Origin of the sequence: Thioalkalivibrio sp. ALE16, from assembly GCF_000381305.1 — a bacterium.
In the GTDB taxonomy this organism is placed as follows: Bacteria; Pseudomonadota; Gammaproteobacteria; order Ectothiorhodospirales; family Ectothiorhodospiraceae; genus Thioalkalivibrio.
In genome coordinates this window covers 8,753-29,550 of sequence record NZ_KB906378.1, presented here as the reverse complement: position 1 = coordinate 29,550, position 20,798 = coordinate 8,753, and the positions used below count along the sequence as shown (strand labels likewise).

Below are 20,798 nucleotides of genomic sequence, written 5' to 3'. Positions count from 1 at the left end.
GTCCACGCTCCGAACCCAACTCCAGTACAAGGCGATCGCGCATGGGGTTTGGTTCGAGGAAGTCGACGAAGCCTATACCACCCAAGCCTGTTCGTGTTGCGGCGCTATCGGCCCCAACAGTCCGAAAGGTAGAGCAGGCCTTGGAATAAGAGAATGGACCTGTCATGCGTGCGGTATCGCGCATGACCGCGACATCAATGCCGCAAGGAACATTCTCGCGCTCGGGCACGAGCGTCTCGCAGGAGGAATCCCCCGGGTTTAGCCGTGGGGAGGGTGTCAAATCCAGAGTAATGGATTCGCGGAGACCTGTTCCGCAGGGAACGAGCTTGATGGCGAATACACTATTCGTGGGAATCATGGAACAAAAGATGAAAGCTCTTGGCACGCGTCCGGTTTTATGGATGCAAGTTATAACGATAGCTACTGCATTCCGGCGACAGATCAAGAGGCTCCAAGTTCTGAATTCAATCAGGAGTTTTTATTTGGACGGGGGGACGATGCGGGTATTCGCATTCAGACCTCGTTGGTAGATTACACCCTGGTGGGTAGCTCCCGGTCTCCGAGCTGCTTTAGCGACTACTATTATGCGACCACCTACCGGGCGTTAATTCCAGAAGGACAGCCATTGTCCGATTCCTACTCTGTAAGTCGAGTTCGACAGTCTTCATGGGGATCGTGCAGCTCTACCACAGTAGAGTATGATTACGACCTTAGCGCGGAAGAAATCACAAAATTGGAATTTTGAATAAAATATAGAAGATAGAATTAAGTCGCAAAAGAAGGAAGTCGAAGATTTCCGAGGTTGGGGGATCGAGTCAAGCCGAAACATCCCGCGAATGATACGGCGTATGGGGTGTCCCGCAATCGGGGCATTCGTCGTCGCACATGCAGTCCCATTCATCGATCCATTCGAGATTGCAGCGCCGACAGAAATAGTAGTTCTCGAACCAGAGGTGCGGGGGATCGGCCTCCATAGCGGGGGCGGTCACCGACGACTCAAAGGCAGTGCGGGCAATGGCGCCGTTCGACATTTGGCTCATGGGGGGGCTCCTGTTCCGGCTTCGGGCCGGCTCCGTTGAACTGAGGCTCCAGTGTGCCAGGATCGTTGATCCTGTCGAGTTCTCTTCCCGCCTACCCGCGTGCTGCGGGCGAGGGCAAAGGTTGCCCTTATTCGAGCTTCCCCGCCAAGTCCGAAAGGAGCTGGCGGGCCTCAGCGACCGACAGCACCATTGGCTCGGCCTGCCTGGGAACCGGAACCGACACGGACGGAACGGAACCCGGTACGGAGCGAACCTCCAGTGGCTTGGCCGTGCGCGTGGTCCGCACGATCGAATCGGGAGCGATGTGCCGGGAAAGCGCCTCCTGGGTGGTCGCCAGGCCAATCTCCTGGCCATCGACTTTCGACAGCGCCTCCGCCTCGGAGCGTGCGGGGACTCGGTACGTGCGAACTTCAGTGGTGCAGGCGGTCACCTCGAACAGGTGCCACATAGGGACACCCTCGCTCGGCGCGTATCGCTCAAAGAGCCGCCGAATCGCCGAAACCGTCGTCTCTCGCGGGTTCGCACTCTCACCCGATTGCACACGATGCACGGTGGGCTGATTAAGCCCGGTCTCTTCCGCGATTCGATACGCCGATAGACCATGCTCCCGATGGAGCACCTCGAGCATTTCAAGCGCCGTCAATGGAATCTCCCGTCGAAGAGCCCGCCATCTGCGGGGAAGGGTCTGCGGGGGCCTCTCTCGCCACCCGGCGCCGAAGCCGCGCCAACTCCAGCCTGGCTCGTCGCAGTTCCATCTCGACCGCGTGCATTCGGTCGGCCTGTTTCATGTGCTGGCGGAACTGGGCATTCAGGGCATCGACATCCGGACCCAACCGGGCCAGCAGGTGCGCCAGGATTTCCTTCTCGCACGCGTCATCCACCGGGTGCACCCAGGGCGTGTAGTCCGCACCCCAGGCGGGGCTCAGGGCGTGCCCCTGGATCACCTTGAGGCGCCCCTTCCCGCTCGCATACACCAACCCCCACCCTGCCGGGAGTTCGTCGGGCTGAATCAGGTCCGCCGGGCAGAGATAGTAGCGATACTGACCGATGCCGGCGCGCTCACCATTGCGGTGCGGCTTCTTTCGGTCGGCCAGAAAATCGGATCGACTGACCTTCACCTCCACCAGCGTCGAGCCGGGACCGCCCGCGCCGGGCCCATAGCGGTACCCCCAGGCATCGGCCCGCTCGCCCGTGTGCACCCCGCCGACTTCGGAAAGCGCAAGCTGGCAGTTCGGCCCCGACCGGCTGGGCGGCCGGCGGAGCCATCTAATAGCGAGAGCGGTTAAATACGCGTGGTTCATATATAACACATAAGGAAACCCGATCCGCGACGGAAGATGTCGGGGCCCGCTGTTTGATGAATGGACTTGAGCGACTGGATATTCATAGCTTCCTGTGAATAACGCTCTCATTTTTCCTTACCCACTTGGCAACAGCTTTTGCGCAATCAAGCATAACCAGAGGATCATAGTGATTTATTTTATCGCCATACCTAATGGAATTAGGGAATTTGGAAATGTTTTCATTGTCATGGTCCAGTAAGCTCCCAATCGTTCCGTTACAAATCTCTACGCCACGCACCTCCGACACGACCACGACACTAGCTATAGCGATGGCGCTTTCCCATCTGTTTACATCGCTATTCCATATTTTACATTTGCAAAAATCAGAAAGTAGAGCGCTAAAATTATGCGATCGTGTTCGTAAACTATTTGCGGCGAATCCCGCTTTCTCTAGTGCGTACTTTAGTGAGACTTCGCAAGAAACAAGACTCAGGTACAGAACGGCTCTATTGGTCTCACATTCAGGCTCTGTCTTGCCTATAAAGGAGTCCGCAGCCTCAATCAGCCTCTCGGAAAAATCAATGCTGTACTCCATAGAGTTAGGACCTATCACTTATAATTTGCACAAGGCCTAGCGACAGGCTAATGGGCCCATCTAATTATGTTAATAAATCAATCATACTGTGCGTCATGGATTCGCCAATAGATATCTTCGGACTGGCTTATATTTGGATTGTCTTCCAACAAATGAAGCGGGATATGCCCTGCGTCTGCCCCATGGTCAATTAGAGTTTCGAGCATGAAAGGCTTATTGAATCGAGCGGCAACCATAGGAGCAGTCCATCCTTCATTGCTACTAGCCCCAATGTTGGCGCCATGTTGGATCAGAGCTTCAACTATGCCTTCGCCGCCTTGAAAATCACGAACCATAGCGGCGGACATCAGCGCAGTCCATCCTTCTTTGTTTCTCGCATCGATGTCGACACCATGATCTATAAGGGACTCCAACACCTCTACTGGACGGCGCCACTGGGCTGCGATCATGAGAGCGCTTTCACCGCTGTTAGATCGAGCATGGATGTTTGCCCCGTGGTCCAGTAATGTCTCAATTACAAGCGGGTCACTGGCGAACATCAGCGCAGTCCTCCCTTCTTTGTCTCTTTTATCTACGTTTGCTCCTGCGTCAATAGCAGAGGCTATCTCAGAAACGTTTCCTTCGATGGCTGCATGAAAAAGAGGTGATGGCAGATCAAAAGCAAAAGCCGTTTTTATGAAAACCGAAAGAAACAAAACAAGAAAAACGTTCGGTATAGAAAATAGTTGATTTCGGGCCACTTTATACTCCTTGGTGTGGTTAATTCTTGCCGATTAAGAACACAAATCAGTTCGTTTCATACTAATGAAGGGCGATCATTTCGGCTGGCGCCCGTCGTGACCTCCACCTTGACCAGCACAGAACCGGCCTCATGCGGTAGCCCAGGCATCGATTCACTCCCCTTGTGCGCACGCCGACCCCTGAAAGCGCAAGCTGGCAGTTCGGCCCCGACCGGCTGGCGGGCCGCCGCAGCCATTTGACCGCCAGCGCGGTGAGATCGGAATGATTCACGCCGGCTGGAGCTTCGCCGCCGGCGACGCGGGCACGCCATCCCAGAAGCACCCATCCAGCACCCGTCCCGCCTCGACCTTGCCCACTCGGCGCATGATTTCCGGCTCCTGTCCGGTGGAAAAGCCCGTGCCGGAGCCCGGCCGACAAAACTCCCCGTGCTCATTCAGGAGCATCACACCCTCTCCGCCCTCGAGCGGCTCCGGGAGGTCGTTTACCATGCGCCCCTGTGGCGCCCACTCGCCCCACTGCTTGAACAAAAACGGGATGTCGCGTTCGTGGCACTGATCCCGGATGGCACGAGCCCATGCGGGATGCAAGGGGCGCGCATGAGGGCCGGACTCTCCGCCAACGATGATCCAGCCCAGCGCTGCGTCCGCCGGCATGGCGCGGTCTAGATCCACCGGACCCAGCAGCGGCTCCATCGACAGGAAACGAACGGCCGCCGGGGTGTCCAGCAGCGCATCGATGTCGCGGTCGGCATCGGTCTGATTGGCGACGGTCACCCCCAGCCAGACATTCGGCCAAGGCGTGCCATCGGCTTCCGGCTGCATCCAGGGCAGCATCCGGCGTGCGACACCGATGCGCTTGGTCAGCAGCAGGAAGTCCAGCGACGGGCACTCCGCGATCAGGTCGAACAGGTCCTTGCGCCACGCATCCGGCACCTCCTGGTCGGCCCAGTCCGCCAGCGATGCGACAAACACCCGCTCGCGGGTGCCGGCCTCCGCATTGCGCCGGTGGATGCGACGAATCTGGTTCCAGTTGGAGGTTGCGGTACGACGCCGGGGCTGACCAACACCCCACCGAACCCCGCCGCGCTGTTCCGCCCAGCGTTCCGCGTAGCAGTTATCGCAGCCGGGACCAATCTTGGTGCAGCCGATCCAGGGATTGAAGGTGTGGTGCGCCCACTCGATTTTCGTGTTCTCGGCCATGATTCGGATTCCTTTCAGTGGCCCGGGGCCGCTCGCGCCGGTTTCGCCCATTCGGTCTCGACACCCCCGGACACCCGCGCCAGATTGCGTCCCAGCACGAAAAAGTAGTCCGACAGGCGATTGATATACGGCAGCGCCTCGACCGCCGCCGGGAGATCTTCCTGGTCGATCAGTCGCACCAGATCTCGCTCAACCCGCCGCGTCACCGTCCGGCAGACATGGGCGCGGACAGTCGCCTCCGAACCCTGCGGAAGGATGAACTCCTTCAGCGGTGGGAGTTCGGCGTTATGGGCCTCGATCTCGGTTTCGAGATCGGCCACGGCCTCCGCTTCCAGCATGGAATCCCCCATCGCAAGCCCGCCGCCCAGGTTGAACAGCACATGCTGCGTGTGCTCCAGAAAAGCGTCGTTGTCCTCCCGATCATCGGCCGGTGGCAAGGCGCAACGGAGCAGCCCGATGAAGGAATTCAACTCATCGATGGCGCCGATGGTCTCGATGCGCTGCGAACTCTTTCGGATCTCACGGCGATCCGCAGTGCCGGTGTTGCCGCCATCCCCATTGCGGGTGACGATCTTGCTCAGTCGGGGCATGAGACCTCCTTGTCTTCGATCATTTCGTTTCGTGTGCGCCAGGTCCGCCGCGCGTTGATGCGCGCGTGACGGGCCCGCCGCTCGGCGTGTGCGTGGAACCAGGCATCGTCGGACAGTGAACACCAGTGCGCGGACCCACACGGCATCGGCAGGCTCTCGCTCGCCAGCCGGCCGAACCGGATGAATCCGGATTCATTCCACCGCTGAGCGATCGCCATGTCGGCCTCATTCATGCGGCGCGCATCGATCAGGCCGCCATGATCCACGGCCCGTGCCTCCATATAGAGCAACAGGCTCTTCTCTTCGTTCGTCATCTAAACGTCCTGTTTTTGAGTTCGAGATCAGGCTACCGAAGGCGGTCGATCTGTCGATTTAATCGCTCCGCCGGTCAGGAGCGACCGGAAGATCCGAAGCCACCCTCCCCGCGCTCACTGGAATCGAATGCCTCGACCACGCGGAACTGCGGCTGCACGATGGGCACGATCACCAGTTGGGCAATGCGTTCGCCGGGCTCGATCGTGAAAAGCTCCGACCCTCGGTTCCAGCAGGACACCATGAGCGGCCCCTGGTAATCGCTATCAAGAAGTCCGACCAAATTGCCCAGCACAACCCCGTGCTTGTGGCCCAGGCCGGACCGAGGAAGGATCAACCCGGCATAGCCGGGATCCTCGATATGGATCGAGATTCCGGTCGGGATCAGTCGGCATTGGTCGGGCATCAGGTGAATCGTGCCCTCATCCATCGCGCGCAGATCGACACCCGCCGACCCGGCCGTGGCCGGTTCGGGAAGGGGGAATTCGGACCCGATGCGCGGGTCCAGGATTTTCAGATCAATGTTCACGTTCGCTCCTTTTGTCGTCCGGGGAGAACCCGGTGTGCATCCATGTACGCACGCGCTCGCATGAAGCGGGGTCTTTCGCTCAGGCCTCCAGGGCGCGATATCCACCGGCATACCCCCGAACCGGCGAACCATAGACATCCTCGAGACCCAGTTCGGGCGCCCGCTCGGACATCCAGGCGGCGATCATGTCGGGGTCCGCCCCGAGAATGCCCACCTTGCAGCGGCCCGTTTCCTTGTGGTGCTCATGGGTGTATTCCACGGGGACGCCCATCTGGCAGGCGGCGTCCGGCAGGTCCGAAACCGAGCCCTCAACGCGCACCATCGGCTTGCCCGCCAGGCGCAGGCACCGCACCGGGTCCTGCTGGGCCGCCCGAACAGCGGCGCGGGCCTGAGAGAACGAGGAAAGGATCTGCTGCGGCGAGACGTTCTGGTGGAACGCCCGCGTTTCGGCCCGCCAATGTTCCAGACGAACCGGGTCGATACCGGGGCACGCGCCCAGGTAGGCATCCCGCAGGCAGTGATCCGCAGCCGCCGCATAGAACAGATCCTCCGCAAACGGCAACAGGGCCTCCGCCAAGTCCTTGTTCACTTCGGACTCGGGATCGTTCATGCGGTAGAGGTACTCCACGACCTGACCGATGGACGAGCCGTGCCAGAACTCCACCGGCCCTCGGTCAAAGCCGGGATCGCCAGGGGAATGGTGGTCAATGCGGTGCGCGAACACGCCGGGGGGCTCGGAGTCGAACCCGCACTCCACCAGCACCATCGGGGTGCCCGGTGGCACGCCCCCGGCAACATCCGTGGCGCTGTACGCGGTTTTCGGATGCACCGGGTCGCCCTGGCACAGCGCACGGCCATACCCGGCAACCAGCCCCAGACGGGAACCGATCGCCAGAACACGTTCGATACGGGCCATTTCGGGGTCGGGTGCCCCGAGGATGAAGAAATGCCCGGTGTCGGGCCGCGAATCCATCGCACTCATGCAGACCTCCTTGTCGTGGTTTTACTGTAGCGCATCTTCGGCATCTCGGTCCTGCGGCGCGTAGCCGAACATGGCCCAGGTCGCCGGGTTAATCGGGAGCGGCTGCATCGACCCGGCCTTCGAGTCGAAGAACATACCGTGGGTGTCGATGGACCCGTCGCGGATCAGGTTCCAGATCAGGGAGAGCCCCATCGAGGCGTACTTGTTGACCCACAGATCCTGGAAGGCCAGCGCCTCGGCCATCGAGCAGGAGGGTGCGTCGTCGTCCGGCTGGCCCCGCATTTCGGGGTACAGATCCACGATATTCGGCAGCGTGGGCGCAGGCTCTGGAACCCCGAAACCATTGGTCCCCAGAAGATGGCCGAGGACCACCTGCCCTCGGTGTTGCCCGTTCCCCATGTCCAGCCACAGCCGGGTGCCTCGCCCGCCGAAGTGGTTTCCGGTGTCCCGCCAGTAATCCGCCAGCGCCACCCGGAAGGAAGCGCGATCCACGCAGGTCACGACGAGGGGTATGGTGGGCGTGCGCCACGAATCCAGGGTCTCCGGCTCCGCCATCGTCGGCACCCCCTCCCAGTCGAGACCGAAGAACAGGTTGTAGCGGGTGACCAGCGTCACCGCCTTGTTCTGTCCAACGTCACGGGGTCCGAAGCGCTGGCGACCGATGTTCGACGCACTGACCGTGTCGCCGTCGAACACGCGAACCTGGAGCCCCCGGTGCCCGAGCCCCACCAATCCGTGGTGCATCCGCACAAGGCCATCCAACACCTCGGACCCGGTGCCACCGACACCGACCAGATCCACCGGGATCGGCCCTTCGGTCCATCCATTCGGCAACGTCAGCGTCTGCGTCATGCGTCACCCCCAATCCGCGTGATCCACTCCCCCAGCGTCAGACCGAGGCGATTCATGTCAGCAGCCTTCGGGCCTCGTCCGGCCTTCGCCAACTCCCGCCAGCGCTTGATGTGTTCGGCAGTGGAGCCCGACTCACCCCCGGCGAACGTGCGCGGGTGGTTGGTATGGGTAAACCACGTCCGAAAGATCGCGTCCTCCCATTCCGGCATCGCACGCGCCTCGGCGGGTGCCGCCGGGGTCGTAACGGACCCCTGGCAAACAGCCGTGGAGGCATAGATGTTCATCAAGGGGGCGTGATACAGCGGCGTGCCGGGATGCGGTCGCCGCGCCCCGCTCGTGGCCGCAAGGAACAGCTTGCCGCGGGCATTGGCCGCAAAGACCAGCGAGGGCCAGGTCACGTCCAGGCGAATCCGACGCCGCCCCTGCTGGATGTACATTGTCCGTTCCCGCCCCGGTACGAACCAGGATCGCAGACGGGCGCTGGCGTACAGCACCGAGCCATCGATGAAGTCGGCTTCGGGGTCCAGTCTATCGGGGGTCGCGCCCGTCAGAATCTGGGCGAGATCCTTTGCATCCTCCGGCGAAAGAGCACGCCCCGACCCCATCGCGGGCGGCAACGAAGGGTCGCTGGAGGGATGGATTGTGTGCAGGGTCACCACGCGCTCCGTGCGCGGGTGGGAATACCCCCCATACGGATCGTCTTCGAGCGAAATCCCCTCGCGGCTCAACTCTGCCTCGAACGGGTGTTGCTGATCGTCGAGGTGAAACAGAATGGCGGTATCCGGCTTCAAGGCCATGCCCGCACTCCTTGTCCCGGCTTCGGGCCGGTTCCGCCGCCCGCAGGCGGTCTTCATCAGGAAACGAACCCAGACTACCGCCTCATCCCGCCCTGTCGACTTCTTTCGACTCCACCGTCCGGTCGGGGCTATGGGCGCCCTTGAAGGTAATACCGAGCGCTCCTGGAACCGGAAAGCGATCCACCGCCGCAAGAGGGAGTGATGTCAGGCTAGACCACCGGCTCGTAAGTTTGGAGCGACTCCGCCAGATCAAACAGTAGTGCTTCCGCACGGAACAACCCCCGCAGGAAATCCAGGCTCTCACCCCACGCCCCAGGCAACAGGGGGATCAGCACCGCATCGGGGCTTTCTTCAGCATCCATGTGCATCCGATAGAGTTCCTCTCCGGCCTCAAGCTGCTCCTGGGCAATGGACGCCGGGAGATCGGCATCCAGCAGGAAAAGCCCGGCTCCAAGCATCATCGGGAGTTCATGGTGCAACGTGTGCAGATCCTGCATCGCCCGCTCCATGTCGGCTGCCGACTGTCGCTCGTTCCACAGTGCGACCGCCTGCTCCACCATCGGGGAGAAGGCGCTGGCCGGTCGCGCATGACTTGCGGCGATCAGGGCCTCCAGGCCCTCCTCGACCCGGGCTTCGCGCAGGGTCCGGTGCAGGGTCGAATCCAGCGCTCCCTCCGCAGACAGTGCCAGCACCTTGTGATGCTTGAACGCTTCATCATCCCCATCACCGCCATACAGGTCCGCGAAGATTTCCTCCCAGTCACCGCGAGCGGCGTCCAGGTTCGCCTCATTGATGACCTCCCCCCGTTTCCGTAAAACATCCCGCAGAAACTCCACGACCTCGTTCATATCGCCGCACATAGCGGCGGCATCCTCCCCGGTGTTCATGCCGGGGAAGAATGCGCTCAGGATCGCCAGGATCAGCAGGGTATCGGACGCAAGATGGGGGTCGTGCGCCTCCAGGGCGCTCAGGCAAATGTCGATCCGATGGTGAAATCCGGGGTGGTATTCGATAGCCGCCACGGTGCCTTCGGCGTGTTCCGTCATCGACACCGAAGAATGGAGCGAGAACCGAGGGGAGGTCACCGCTTCCCCCGAAGACGCGGACGCGGGTGCGCTCAATCGCCCCCGAACGGACGCACCCACCAGTCGGGCCAGGGCACCGCCCCCATCCAGGGCATGGATCGCGTCCTGCACAGCGGACTCGTCCACGGCCCCATCCGTCAGCCCCATCGTCAGGAACTCCCCGCAGATCCGTTTATGCAGCGGTTGCAGGGCGTCGGAATGGAGGTTGCGTGTGGTTTCGGTCCACGCCTCGGCGGTCATCATTGGAATCTGCATCGGGATCTCCTAGACCGGCTCCATGTACGCCGGGGCGACATGGGCCGGAATACCGGGTTGGCAGCGTTGGGCAAAACGCAGCGCCCGGTCGGCAGCGCGAGGGTCCACGGATTCCTCCGCTTTACCGGAGGGGATCACCTTCGGCTCCTCATCGCCCCCGACCAGCGGGATCGCCTGCCATTCGGCGAGACACTCTTGAACAGAAGCGCCCATGCCCTACCCCTTGGTCTTGGCCGGTTCCTTGTCGAGCGTGAACACCAGGGCGTTCCCTTCGACGGTGCGCTCGCCCAACTGACACGGCGGCATGGCCGGGTTGTTGCGTTGCAGGAGCGTGACCACATCTTCCGGGGCCATCTGCGGGTCAGGGTCGGGGAAGTCGGTCGCGACCAGTCGAAAGACGCGGTTCAGCGTTTCAGTCGTTGCCGTCATCGTCGTATCCTTTTCGCTTACAGGCCGAGCGGGTTGTCCGCATCCGCCTTGGGTTCTTCGGTCGCGTCATTCGGCGCGGTCGGGGTGTCCGTACCGCTCGCCTGCGTCGTCTGGCCCTTCTTGTCGCCTTTCTTGGACCCCGCCGCCTGAGCGGCCTTGCGGGCTTCGCGGGCATCGGCCATCAGGTCGTTCACGGTGTCGCGCATTTCGCGGTTGCTCTGCGCGAACGGGTCGGCCAGATCCGCCAGTGCTGCCTCCAGCGCCTCGGGCGTGGAGGCGCGGACCACCAGCGGTACCGCCACCTTCTGGCGCAGGGCCTGGGCCTCGTCGGAGAGGTCCTGGGTCGCGACGGACCCGTGGAACTGGACTATGGCCCGGTAGCCATCGCCCTCGCGTTTGATTTCGACCGAGACTTCACCCTCCCGGTCCAACAGGTTTGCCATCGTTGCGATCATTGCGTGCCTCCCGTGGCCTTCGGGCCATTGGTAATGGTGTCGGGAATGAACTGCGACAGGTCGAGCCCACTGTTCATCACCCCGTCGATGATTTCGGGCTTCTTCTTGCCCATGAGCGCCTTGAAGCTCCCCTCGCCCTTGGCGGCATCAAAGGCCCCCGAAAAGCCGGTCTGCGTCAGCACCGACTCAATGCCGGACTTGGTGTGGGCGTCGAGGAAATCCGCGTCCAAAGCGTAGTGCTGGCTCCAGTCGAACGCGGCGGACTCCAGGCAGGCGGTCACGCACTCGGGCGCATTGACCCCAACATCAAAGCCCCCGGCCATCGGCTGGCGGGTCAACTGGGTCACGACCTCCAGCATCAGCGTGTCCAGCGCGGGTTGATCGAGTGCTGCCAGCGCGGCGATCTTGCCCGCCGTCCCGGTCTGGCCGGTGACGCGGTTCAGCGTGTCGCTGGCATCCTCCGGGGCCTGCATCTTCGGCAGCAGGGAGGCGATCAGCATGGCCCGGCGCAGCACGGGGTCGTCCTGCACCCGCTTGGCCGCAACCTCGCGCCGAATCTTCTGCGCGGTCTCGATGACCTTGCGTGGCTGCACCTTGCTCGACTCCTTCGAAGCCTTCTTCGGCTTTTCCGGGGCCGCGCTGGGCGTATTCGGGCTCGGGGTTTCGCTGGCGGAATCCTGTGCGGCACCCTCGACGCCCGCGTTCGCCTCCACGTTCCCCGGCTCCCACGCTTTCTGCGCCTCGGCGTGCGCCTTCACCTTCTGGCCGTGGCACGTCAGGTCGAAGCACACGTCCTCGGTCACGCGCCCGATCCGATCGGGGTTGGTGGAGAGGATGGCCCCGTAGCTTGCGCAGCCCTTGCACGCGGCCATCTGCGCCTCGCCCACGTCTTTGACGAGGATGATGGTGTGGGTGTTGGGCTCGGCCTCGGTATCCAGGCGCACGGCGGGGAACTGCTCGACCAGATCCGCCTTGCGGGCCTGCATCGCCGCCTCGGTCTTTTCGTTGAAGCACGAAGGCAGGGTGCAGCGACCCTCGCCAATGTGTTCTTCGAACAACGCGGCCTGCGTACTGGAATTGTGCGGGCAGTTCACGCAGCCGGAGCGGTCAAAGACCGCCGAAGAAAGTTCCAGGGCATAGCTCCCGATCCGGTCGCGGAGCATCTGGACGGTTACGCCGCCCTCCACGATCTTCGGCAGCGAGGCGTCCTGAACCGCCGTGGGCACCGAGGCCAGCAGTTCGGCATGGCCGGTCTTGATCTCGCCCTTCGCCAGCGCATCCTTCACCGCATCAGTGCAGTTCAGCAACAGCAGACGGGAGTCGAGCTTCGACCGCGACCAGCCCAGCACCTTGCAGGCTTCTTTGTGGTCGCCACCGCAGGCGGATACCACCTTGCGCGCCGCATCAGCTTCCTCGGTCGGAGACATATCGGCACGGGCGACGTTCTCGATGGTCGCCAGCACACGGGCTTCCTCGTCGTCTACATCGCGCACGATCACCGGAACCTGGGAGAGCGCAGCGGCCTGTGCCGCTCGCAGACGCCGCTCACCGGCAATCACGCGGTAGGTGCCATCCTCGGCACCGGGGCGCACCACCAGCGGTTGCAGGACGCCCTTCTTGGCAACCGAGGCTTTCATGTCTTCTTCGGCCGCGGCATCGAAGTAGCGGCGCGGGTTAAAGTCCGCCTCAACCGTCAGCCGGCCCAGCGGGACATAGATCAGATCATTGACTTCCGCGATGGCTTCCATCGGTGACTCCTTCTCACGGCTTCGGGCCGGGTCCGCCGCCCGAAAAGACGCGGGCGGTTCGTCGTAATGCAGGACCAGGATGCCAGAGCATCCCGGCCTGTCGATTTATCGGCTGGATTCAGCAGGACGTAAAAGCGTCTCCACTCGGACCTTCACTGTGGGCAACCGGGTTGCAGGGCAGTTGATCGTAGTGGCGACCCTTGAAGACCAGCATCACCGGGAATGAATTGGGACCACGCACCTCGGGGTAGGCTTGCGCGGCAGCCTCCTGCACCCGGCCCGCGGCCTCCAGGGCGCTTGTGCCCGACGCAAACCCGACCCAGCAGGGAACGTCACCCTCCGCGTCACGGAAGGACTTCGGGAAGCCCAGGACCACGGTGTAGTCAACGGCCTCCAGAATTGGCTCCACGTTCATGTAAGTCATGGTGTTTCTCCACCGGCTTCGGGCCGGGAATCCGCCGCCCGAAAAGACGCGGGCGGTTCGTCGTAATGCAGGGCCAGAATGCCAGAGCACCCCGGTCTGTCGAGTTTTGGTCGAAGGCCGCGCCTAAGCGTACGAATCCCTCCACTCCAGAATCTCCGGATGCAGGCGGCAGACATGCTCAAAGAAGGCCTCGACAGGCGCCACAGCTTCCTCGCCGCCATCGGCATCAATGGTAATGGCACCGGGAGCAATGAACTTGGCGGCCAGAAGCGTGGCTCCCACCATCAAGTCATAAGGCCGTCGCGCCGTCTTAAAGTGGAAAAATCCGATGGTGCTCCGTTCAAGATAAAAGACCTCACCAGGCGAATCGGCTCCATTGAAAACGATCTGAGCGTTGTCGCAGATAGGCTCGCCACCATCCCCATCGTCCAGAGTAAGCGGTTCTTCGCTCATAAATCCGCCAAACGGTTCGGTGGTTTCGGGCATTTCCTCGTAGAGAAAGCCGAAAGCGGAAACAATCCGTGACCACTGCACGTCGGCGAAGGGTTCGTCCTGCCAGAGATAGCGCGTGAAGCCCATGACTAAGCCTCCTGTGTGGGGTTGCTGGAAGACCGGAGAAGGATCTGCAAATCGGACTCCGTCTGAACCACGAACTCCGCAGTATCCTGGGTGTCGCCCTGACCAATCCCCTCGAACGGACCCAGATCCGGGTCATCACCCGCAACCTCCTCCGTGAACGCGCGGACCCCGAACGTGAGGAGCCCTTTCAGCGCCTCGGCCTGCCGGGGCGAAATCGTCAGGGTTTGCGAATCGGAAACATCCGACTCGCCCTCCCTCGCGGCCATAACCGACTCGAGAATGCCGCCGGATCGGTCGAGGATGCGCATGGCCTGAGCGTGCTCCGTTTCGGAGTAATCGGAAAAGACATCGGAAGGAATGTCATCCTTCTCGTCGATGTCCTGATCCAGCCCTTGACCGAGGACACGGATGGACAGGCGCAGGAGGTAGACCAGGTCGTCACAGTCGCCAGAGGTCAGGCGAATCGTCGTATTGCTCATCTTGATTCTCCACCGGCTTCGGGCCGGGTCCGCCGCCCGAAAAGACGCGGGCGGTTCGTCGTAATGCAGGACCAGGATGCTAGAGCATCCCGGCCTGTCGATTTGTTATTCGAGACTCACCTGGGCATCGGGTTCATTCGCATCTTCTTCCCTGGCGAATTCGCGTTGCTTCGCGACCCAACTCCAGTAACTTTCGCGGGTGTCATCATTGCCGACTTCGTACTGCCAGTCCTCGACCGTAAAGTCCGGGTCTTCGTCCCAGTATCCAGAACCGTCTTCCGGTGCCGCCGTGTGCAGAGCCGAATTCGCCTCGATCCGGTCCTGGTGGTGGCCCTCGAAGGCCAAAAGAATAGCCAGATCATCCTTGTCCTCGATGCCTTCGATAGCGTCACAGGCGGAATAGACGGCATTTCGGACGGCGTCGGACCAATAGCGCCCGCGGGTATGGCTGACCCAGATGACCGGATCGTCTCCCCCACAACCGGGAAGGTAGTCCGGCAACTGCAACACCACGGTATAGGCCTCCTCGACCGCGTCATCGAGATCCGCGTCAGTGCGCTCCAGAGCGGCGCTGACGATTCCGGAAAGCAGATTCATCGCTTCCCCCTGCTGGTCCAACTCCTTCAGGGCCGCTTCGATCTCGTCCTTGCCGTAGTCATTCTCCCCATAAGCGGAACCGAGATACTCGGAACGGCTATCGAGACCGTGTTCCGCCAGGCGGAGGACCTTCTGGAGAGCGTCCGCCGAAACCAGCACGCCAACACTGGAACTGCTGGACTCCACTTCTCGGACATGATGAAACCACTCATCCACTTCGGCGGGCGTATCACCCGTCAGGAGTCCATCGCCAACGGCCATCGTCACCATTTGATTCAGGCGATCCTTGAGAACGCGAGGTTCCTCTCCGTTGAGGTCGTATTCAGCAACAAGGGTCAACTCCAGCGTGAGAGCCGAACCCGAATGATCGAATTGATCTTGTGTGTTATCCATTGCGAGATTGCTCCACCGGCTTCGGGCCGGTTGTCCGCCACCCGGAAAGACGCGGGCGGTTCGTCGTGTTGCAGGACCAGGATGCCAAGGCATCCCCGTCTGTCGAGTTTCAGGGGTGGTCAGCCCCAGTTCGCCTTTTCCAGCCCCACCCATCGAACGTCGTGGCGAAACGCCTCCACCACGTCGCGAGCGGTTGCCTCGTGGACGGTTCCGCTTTCCGCAGGTGTATTGATCCACCCGTGCTTCAAATGGATCCAGATCGACCATGGACCCTGGTGGCGCTCTCCGAAGTCGTCGCATTCCATCCAGTACGATTCGATCTTGTCGGCGTGCCGGTCCAGCAGGCGCTGGAGCGTCACAGGAATCCGGTTGCTGTGCATACCAGACCTCCTTCGTTGGGTTGGTATCAGGATGCCGGAGCGCGCCCGCTTGTCTATTTCTGGGAGCCGCCTGGATCACTGCCACGCGTTCGCTTGAAACACGGTGGATGTCACCGCAAAGGCGCGGGGCATCCCTCCGCCTCGGGTCGCAGCGCCGTCACCGGGTCGAAGCGCGCCCCCTCCCCGGCCTCCAGTTCCGTAATCGCACTTTCTGTTGCCGCGTTCGGGATCAGGGGAACGGTATGCGCGGACGCCTCTCGGGCCTCCATCCACAGTTCCAGGGAGAACCCCTGGAGGGTATGCAGGCGTGGCTTCAGGTCCTCAACCTCCAACGACAATCCGCCAAACGGTTCGGTGGTTTCGGGCATTTCCTCGTAGAGAAAGCCGAAAGCGGAAACAATCCGTGACCACTGCACGTCGGTGAAGGGTTCGTCCTGCCAGAGATAGCGCGTGAAGCCCATGACTAAGCCTCCTGTGTGGGGTTGCTGGAAGACTGGAGAAGGGACTAATTCGATTCAATCTCTCGAACACGGACCCGCCATTCATCCACCTCCATCGATGAATCGCCCGTCAATAGGCCCTCTCCAACTGCCACACGAACCATATCCTCAAGGCGTTCCTTGGCGAACTGGGGGTCTTCGCCATTGAGGTCGTACTCGACGGTGAGGGTAAGCTCCAGGGTGAGTTTGTTACGTTCGGTGGGCGGGCAATCGGTTACACCAACCGAGGTTTCTCCGATGGCAACGTGATCCGCGTCCGCTTCGTGATCGAAGTTTTCATCCGTGCCAATGTGCGTGGAAACCCCGATCTCGTCGATGATGTAGGGGCGTCCGCATTCGTCGCAAGAAAACATGGATTGACTCCACCAGATCCGGTCCGGTATCCGCCGCCCGAAAAGACGCGGGCGGTTCGTCTTGATTCGTTTCCAGGCTACCGAAAAGGCCCGACCTGTCGAGTTCTTCGAGGCCCGCCCATCAACTCGGCCCACACCCCGACCGCGAATACGCCCCTTTCGGCAGGCCCCACGCACCGGGTTCAGAACGAACCGGGAGGGTGTACTCCGTCCGCATGGCCTGATCCAGCGCCTCGGCATCCTGGATCGCCATCGGCTCCGCCTGCCGGGACAGATCCTTGATCGGGATCTTCTTGCGATGGATCGTGGTGCCGAAACGCTGTTCGTACGCCGCGATGGCGTCGAGACTGCCGGGGAAGTGGTGGCGCAGCGTGGCCCAGATCGTCGGGTCGTTGAAGATGCACTTCATGCAGGAAGATCGGCCCCACCCCAGTCGATAGGGAACCGGGGCGGTGACGCCATAACGCTCCAGGGCATCCCACACCTGCTCCTCGGACCAGTGCAGCACCGGCCGCCACGCATCCACATGGCGAGCCTTGAGCCCCGCTCGGCGGTCGCAGGCATGCGGCTCCATCTGGTTGTACTTCGCCCGGTTGGAGCTTTCCTCGCGGCGCTCCCCGGTCACGAACAGCACCCGCTTCCCGTCGAAGCGCGACTGGTTGTTCAGGGCGCGACGGCCCACGTCGATCTTGAGCGCGGAACTGCACCAGCGGGTTTGCAGGCTGGCGGACACCTGGGGGAATTTCAGCCGGGTGCCCGGCTTGGAGCGGCGGGTATCGCGCTCCAGTGTAATCAGGCCCTCGGGGGTCTCGACCTTGTGCGGCCGACCATGCGCATTCTCCTTGCACATCTCCCCCTCGAAGCCCCCTTCGAGCCAGGAGAAGTACAGCGGGAGATCGAAGGACTGGGCCAGCTTGCGGTTGTAGTCGGCCATGAACGGCCAGTCCATCAGGGTGCTGCCCTCCCGGCCATCCACATCGTGATGCCACAGCTCGATCGCCGCGGGATCAACGCCTTCATCCAGCAGGTGCAGCAGGCTGGCGATGGAATCCTTGCCGCCGGACATGCAAAGCACGATCCGGTCGTAGCCATCGAGATCGATGCTTGGGGCAGAGAAGAAGACGCCGTGTTCGTGGGTGGAGCGCGGCGGCTCCCGGAGGTTCAGGCCCAGGGAGTCACCCAGGCCGGGGAGAATCATCTGGTCATCAAAAGCGTGCGACATGATCTGCGGTTCCACCGGCTCCGGGCCGGAATCCGCCGCTCAGGGGGGTGGCGCGAGCGATTCACCGTTGCAACGAAACGATCGCGGCAATCAGATCTCGCCGTTCACCCAGTCCTCGCGGGTCACGACCTCCCACTCGTCGGGGCCACCCTCGCCGATCAGCAGGCGGGTTTCATCCCAGCTCCAGATCCCTTGGGTGTCCTCCGGCTCGTCCCCGCCATAGTTCGGCAGATCCACAAGGCCACGCTCCTGAAACCGCTCGGAGGTGCTGTCGAAACGCTCAGACAGCGCCTCCACCAGTGAATCCAGGCTGGGAGCCTTCAGGATGGCCCGCTCGGCGGACCACGCCAGCGAGGTGTCATCCGCATCCCGGTACTCGATGGTTTCCACCGGCTCCGGACCCTGCGATTGGTCCCAGGTGTCGGTGACCCGGTACATCCCGCAGTGAGCGCAGACCTCAGTGATCGTGACGCCCCCGCCGTGGCCCCATACGCCGGGGTTCTCTTCCATCCCGCCGAGCAGTTCGTGCGGGCTCTGCCAGTCGTGTTCATCCTCCCGGCAATCCGGCTCGTCCGGGTCGATTCGGCCATGCACATTCGCCTGATCGAGGGTGGTTTCCTCACCATCCTCGTCCTCCTCTATCTCGAACACCGTGGCCTCTGCATACAGCGTCTTGCGTTCAACGCCCCAGTCGCCATCTTTCAGCCATTCCTTCGCGACCTCACGCGCCTCGACCATCGTCTGCACGTTGGGGATGGTCTCGGAGTGGCCGCTTTCTTCCTGATACTTAAAATACGACACGATGACATCCTTCTGCTTTGAGTTCTCGAACAGGCTATCGAAACGCGGAGGGGTGTCGAGTTTTTCACCGCCACGGCTGAATCGAAACAGCAACTTCACGCTCGCCACCTGGGCCAAAGAATTGCGTCGGGAAGTCCCCGCCTCCGGCCTCGCTGCTCAGCTCATTGTTCCCGTAGAACACCCCGCCGCTCTCCCGCGTCCAGCGCACACGGTCCAACGCCTCGAACAGTGCCACCGCGACCGGGTGCGAACGCGCCGCCTCGATGACGTGCCGGCCTTCCTCCACGCTCCAGAAAATCGTGCGTTTCGGGGTATCCAGTCGAATCGTGGACTCGAAGGCAAGATTGATCGCAATCTGCGCATCATTGATTCGAACCGCCTGCGTCAACGCGGCCGCGTCCAGTCGCTTGCGCGTGGGTACGCGGGGCATCCGCGAGAAATCAAGCCCGCCCCGCTCGTTCTCATACCAACCAAGAACGCTCACCGCGGCCTCGGCCACGGCGCGTTCGACGCTCGAGGGGTTGCGCCCCGCCAGCTCCAGTGCGCGGCCATGATAATCGGGGTACGAACCCCGACCGCCCGGCCGCTCGCCCTCCAGGCGCTCGTGGAGCTTCTTGGCCTCGGTCAGCACGCGCCCGCGGAACAGGGTGTGGGCCTCGACCACCGCTCGCTTCAGCGAAGGCCATTCCTTCGGCGGGATCTGGATCTCGCCGCCTTCTCGCTCCCAGTGTCCCATGCGGTTACTCCTGGCCCGGGGCCGTCAAGGGAACGACCTGCCAGGTATCCCGGGAGAGGTTCGATTCGCCCGCGTAGTCCCCCGCGGCATTGGGATCGTCGAACGGCCCAACGAAGGTCAGACCATCAAAGGGATTGCCACTGGCGACAACGTAGAGGGTGGAATGCTCAAGCCCCGCCTTCGCACCCTGACAGCGTTCCATCTGGGCCACCAGGGCGGCGTGGTCGTTACGGTCATCCGGGTCTTCGGGGGCGGCAATCTGGCCCGCCTCGACGGCATCCGAGACAAGATCCCAAAGGCGTTCGAGCTGGCGGACGTATTCGTTGTGAGATTGCATGATGTTCCCCATCCGGCTTCGGGCCGGTATCCGTTGGTGGAGACACCATCGTAGCGAACCCTTCGGATCTGTCGATTTTTCGAACGGCGCCCCATCTTCCAGACACAAAAAACCCGCGCCGCCGGAGCATCACGGGTCAGGGGAAGTGGAAAGGAGGGGGTGACCGCCCCGGTTCACCCCGAACGCGGGTCAGTCCGAGGTGCAGGTGTCGCTTGTCTGACGGAGCTTGCGGACGGTTGCATCATAACCGCCGGAGTACACATTCCCGTTTGCATCGACCGTTACCGGCCAAACCCAATCCGTGTGCCCGGTAAAGCTCCAGGCCTGATTCCCGTCCGGGTCGATCTTGCGGACGGTGTTATCCGAACTCCCGGAGTAGACGTTCCCCGCATCATCGACGGCGACGCCGAAGACGATGCTGGAATGCCCGGTAAAGCTCCAGACCTCATTCCCGTTCGGGTCGATCTTCCGGACGGTTTGGTCGTCACTCCCGGAGTGGACGTTCCCCGCATCATCGACGGCGACGCCGTAGACGTTGTTCGTGTGCCCGGTAAAGCTCCAGACCTCATTCCCGTTCGGGTCGATCTTCCGGACGGTGTGATCCGAACTCCCGGAGTAGACGTTCCCCGCATCATCGACGGCGACGCCGTAGACGTTGTTCGTGTGCCCGGTAAAGCTCCAGACCTCATTCCCGTTCGGGTCGATCTTCCGGACGGTGTGATCCGAACTCCCGGAGTAGACGTTCCCCGCATCATCGACGGCGACGCCCAAGACGATGCTGGAATGCCCGGTAAAGCTCCAGACCTGATTCCCGCTCGGGTCGATCTTCCGGACGGTTTGGTCGTCACTCCCGGAGTAGACGTTCCCCGCATCATCGACGGCGACGCCGCGGACGCTGCTCGTGTGCCCTTCAAAGCTCCAGACCTGATTCCCGTTCGGGTCGATCTTCCGGACGGTGTTATCCGAACTCGCGGAGTGCACATTCCCCGCGCCGTCGACGGCGACGCCCCAGACGCGGTCGCTATGTCCGGTAAAGCTCCAGACCTCATTCCCGTTCGGGTCGATCTTGCGGACGGTTTGGTCGTCACTCCCGGAGTGGACGTTC

29 protein-coding genes are annotated in these 20,798 nt (G+C 62.0%); 1 reads left to right on the top strand and 28 read right to left on the bottom strand.

Going from position 1 to position 20,798, the window contains the following annotated elements; genetic code table 11:
* Positions 1–34: 34 nt before the first annotated feature.
* Positions 35–262: a transposase gene (locus tag F627_RS16770; RefSeq protein ID WP_231370168.1), complete on the top strand. Its 228-nt coding sequence runs from the start codon at positions 35–37 to the stop codon at positions 260–262.
* Positions 263–815: 553 nt separating this feature from the next.
* Here the strand turns inward: F627_RS16770 and F627_RS15925 are convergent.
* The 28 genes from F627_RS15925 to F627_RS17250 form a co-directional block, all read right to left on the bottom strand.
* Positions 816–1,040, bottom strand: coding sequence for a hypothetical protein (locus F627_RS15925; RefSeq protein WP_019584512.1), 225 nt, complete (start codon positions 1,038–1,040; stop codon positions 816–818).
* A 127-nt stretch (positions 1,041–1,167) separates the two neighbouring features.
* Positions 1,168–1,683, bottom strand: coding sequence for a hypothetical protein (locus F627_RS0114820; RefSeq protein ID WP_019584511.1), 516 nt, complete (start codon positions 1,681–1,683; stop codon positions 1,168–1,170).
* The gene (locus F627_RS0114815; RefSeq protein ID WP_019584510.1) at positions 1,670–2,341 is read right to left on the bottom strand and encodes a hypothetical protein; all 672 of its coding nucleotides are present in this window, start codon (positions 2,339–2,341) and stop codon (positions 1,670–1,672) included. Before F627_RS0114815 ends, F627_RS0114820 begins: the two co-directional genes overlap by 14 nt.
* Positions 2,342–2,995: 654 nt before the next feature.
* Positions 2,996–3,658 (bottom strand): ankyrin repeat domain-containing protein, encoded by a 663-nt coding sequence (locus F627_RS16765; RefSeq protein ID WP_196801168.1) that lies wholly within the window; start codon positions 3,656–3,658, stop codon positions 2,996–2,998.
* Between the two features lie 267 nt (positions 3,659–3,925).
* Positions 3,926–4,858, bottom strand: a complete 933-nt coding sequence (locus F627_RS0114805) for a phage Gp37/Gp68 family protein (protein ID WP_019584508.1) — start codon at positions 4,856–4,858, stop codon at positions 3,926–3,928.
* Between the two features lie 14 nt (positions 4,859–4,872).
* Positions 4,873–5,448, bottom strand: coding sequence for a cob(I)yrinic acid a,c-diamide adenosyltransferase (locus tag F627_RS0114800; RefSeq protein WP_019584507.1), 576 nt, complete (start codon positions 5,446–5,448; stop codon positions 4,873–4,875).
* Positions 5,436–5,762 (bottom strand): hypothetical protein, encoded by a 327-nt coding sequence (locus F627_RS0114795; protein ID WP_019584506.1) that lies wholly within the window; start codon positions 5,760–5,762, stop codon positions 5,436–5,438. The genes F627_RS0114800 and F627_RS0114795 overlap by 13 nt, the downstream gene beginning before the upstream one ends.
* A gap of 74 nt (positions 5,763–5,836) precedes the next feature.
* A complete protein-coding gene (gene dut / locus F627_RS0114790; protein WP_019584505.1) occupies positions 5,837–6,289 on the bottom strand; it encodes a dUTP diphosphatase in 453 nt (150 codons plus the stop codon).
* Positions 6,290–6,368: 79 nt separating this feature from the next.
* The gene (locus F627_RS0114785) at positions 6,369–7,271 is read right to left on the bottom strand and encodes a hypothetical protein (protein WP_019584504.1); all 903 of its coding nucleotides are present in this window, start codon (positions 7,269–7,271) and stop codon (positions 6,369–6,371) included.
* A 21-nt stretch (positions 7,272–7,292) separates the two neighbouring features.
* Positions 7,293–8,123, bottom strand: coding sequence for a PRTRC system ThiF family protein (locus F627_RS0114780; protein ID WP_019584503.1), 831 nt, complete (start codon positions 8,121–8,123; stop codon positions 7,293–7,295).
* On the bottom strand, positions 8,120–8,920 hold the full coding sequence (locus F627_RS0114775; RefSeq protein WP_019584502.1) for a hypothetical protein: 801 nt from the start codon (positions 8,918–8,920) through the stop codon (positions 8,120–8,122). Before F627_RS0114775 ends, F627_RS0114780 begins: the two co-directional genes overlap by 4 nt.
* A gap of 209 nt (positions 8,921–9,129) precedes the next feature.
* Positions 9,130–10,260 (bottom strand): hypothetical protein, encoded by a 1,131-nt coding sequence (locus F627_RS0114770; RefSeq protein WP_155987147.1) that lies wholly within the window; start codon positions 10,258–10,260, stop codon positions 9,130–9,132.
* 9 nt (positions 10,261–10,269) lie between these two features.
* Entirely contained in the window at positions 10,270–10,473 is a 204-nt protein-coding gene (locus tag F627_RS0114765; RefSeq protein ID WP_019584500.1) for a hypothetical protein, read from the bottom strand.
* Positions 10,474–10,476: 3 nt separating this feature from the next.
* Positions 10,477–10,689: a PRTRC system protein C gene (locus F627_RS0114760; protein WP_019584499.1), complete on the bottom strand. Its 213-nt coding sequence runs from the start codon at positions 10,687–10,689 to the stop codon at positions 10,477–10,479.
* Positions 10,690–10,706: 17 nt separating this feature from the next.
* Positions 10,707–11,144, bottom strand: coding sequence for a hypothetical protein (locus F627_RS0114755; protein WP_019584498.1), 438 nt, complete (start codon positions 11,142–11,144; stop codon positions 10,707–10,709).
* Positions 11,141–12,892, bottom strand: coding sequence for a PRTRC system ParB family protein (locus F627_RS15920; protein ID WP_019584497.1), 1,752 nt, complete (start codon positions 12,890–12,892; stop codon positions 11,141–11,143). Before F627_RS15920 ends, F627_RS0114755 begins: the two co-directional genes overlap by 4 nt.
* Positions 12,893–13,010: 118 nt before the next feature.
* Complete coding sequence (locus F627_RS0114745; protein ID WP_019584496.1) at positions 13,011–13,316, bottom strand: hypothetical protein; 306 nt, start codon at positions 13,314–13,316, stop codon at positions 13,011–13,013.
* A 123-nt stretch (positions 13,317–13,439) separates the two neighbouring features.
* Positions 13,440–13,895: a hypothetical protein gene (locus F627_RS16065; protein WP_019584495.1), complete on the bottom strand. Its 456-nt coding sequence runs from the start codon at positions 13,893–13,895 to the stop codon at positions 13,440–13,442.
* A gap of 2 nt (positions 13,896–13,897) precedes the next feature.
* Positions 13,898–14,374, bottom strand: a complete 477-nt coding sequence (locus tag F627_RS0114735; RefSeq protein WP_019584494.1) for a hypothetical protein — start codon at positions 14,372–14,374, stop codon at positions 13,898–13,900.
* Positions 14,375–14,479: 105 nt separating this feature from the next.
* On the bottom strand, positions 14,480–15,364 hold the full coding sequence (locus F627_RS0114730) for a hypothetical protein (RefSeq protein WP_026332135.1): 885 nt from the start codon (positions 15,362–15,364) through the stop codon (positions 14,480–14,482).
* Positions 15,365–15,483: 119 nt separating this feature from the next.
* On the bottom strand, positions 15,484–15,744 hold the full coding sequence (locus F627_RS0114725) for a hypothetical protein (protein ID WP_019584492.1): 261 nt from the start codon (positions 15,742–15,744) through the stop codon (positions 15,484–15,486).
* Positions 15,745–15,854: 110 nt separating this feature from the next.
* Positions 15,855–16,205 (bottom strand): hypothetical protein, encoded by a 351-nt coding sequence (locus F627_RS0114720; protein WP_019584491.1) that lies wholly within the window; start codon positions 16,203–16,205, stop codon positions 15,855–15,857.
* A gap of 44 nt (positions 16,206–16,249) precedes the next feature.
* Positions 16,250–16,597, bottom strand: coding sequence for a hypothetical protein (locus F627_RS15910; RefSeq protein WP_019584490.1), 348 nt, complete (start codon positions 16,595–16,597; stop codon positions 16,250–16,252).
* Between the two features lie 121 nt (positions 16,598–16,718).
* Positions 16,719–17,819 (bottom strand): phosphoadenosine phosphosulfate reductase family protein, encoded by a 1,101-nt coding sequence (locus F627_RS0114710; RefSeq protein WP_026332134.1) that lies wholly within the window; start codon positions 17,817–17,819, stop codon positions 16,719–16,721.
* A 90-nt stretch (positions 17,820–17,909) separates the two neighbouring features.
* Entirely contained in the window at positions 17,910–18,620 is a 711-nt protein-coding gene (locus F627_RS0114705; RefSeq protein WP_026332133.1) for a hypothetical protein, read from the bottom strand.
* Positions 18,621–18,684: 64 nt separating this feature from the next.
* Positions 18,685–19,356, bottom strand: coding sequence for a hypothetical protein (locus tag F627_RS0114700; RefSeq protein WP_019584487.1), 672 nt, complete (start codon positions 19,354–19,356; stop codon positions 18,685–18,687).
* 4 nt (positions 19,357–19,360) lie between these two features.
* Positions 19,361–19,693 (bottom strand): hypothetical protein, encoded by a 333-nt coding sequence (locus tag F627_RS0114695; RefSeq protein WP_026332132.1) that lies wholly within the window; start codon positions 19,691–19,693, stop codon positions 19,361–19,363.
* A gap of 189 nt (positions 19,694–19,882) precedes the next feature.
* On the bottom strand, positions 19,883–20,798 hold a 916-nt coding region (locus F627_RS17250), incomplete at its 5' end, for a WD40 repeat domain-containing protein (RefSeq protein WP_019584485.1).